This is a genomic window from Pseudomonas sp. NPDC098747 (assembly GCF_044760045.1).
GTDB lineage: Bacteria > Pseudomonadota > Gammaproteobacteria > Pseudomonadales > Pseudomonadaceae > Aquipseudomonas.
The window spans coordinates 33,593-33,931 of record NZ_JBIWAL010000019.1 but is presented as its reverse complement, the minus strand read 5'-3'; the positions used below and the strand labels follow the sequence as shown (position 1 = coordinate 33,931).

The 339-nt window shown below is 56.6% G+C and carries 1 protein-coding gene; it reads right to left on the bottom strand.

Features of this window, described 5'->3' with window-relative positions:
* The coding region (locus ACIQVE_RS13995; RefSeq protein WP_402809110.1) for a cytochrome c oxidase subunit II transmembrane domain-containing protein at window positions 1–339 on the bottom strand (339 nt) is incomplete at both ends.

The following is a 339-nucleotide window of genomic DNA, read 5'->3' as shown; positions in this document are numbered from 1 at the left end:
CTGGCCCAGGTATTTGTAGTGCCACTTCCACTGATACCCGGTGACCTGGATATCGATATCCGGCTCACTGGTGTCGTACATCTTGATCAGGGTGGCGGTCGCCGGCACGGCCATCGCTACCAGAATCAGCAGCGGCACGATGGTCCACATGATTTCGACGCCGGTGCTTTCGTGGAATTTTGCGGCGACCTGCCCGGTTGAACGGCGGTGCACGATCATCGACCAGAACATGGCGCCGAAGACGATGACCCCGATCACCACACAGATCCAGAAAATGGTCATGTGCAGGTCGAATACTGCGTGACTGATTTCAGTCGCTCCAGGCGCCATATTGACAGT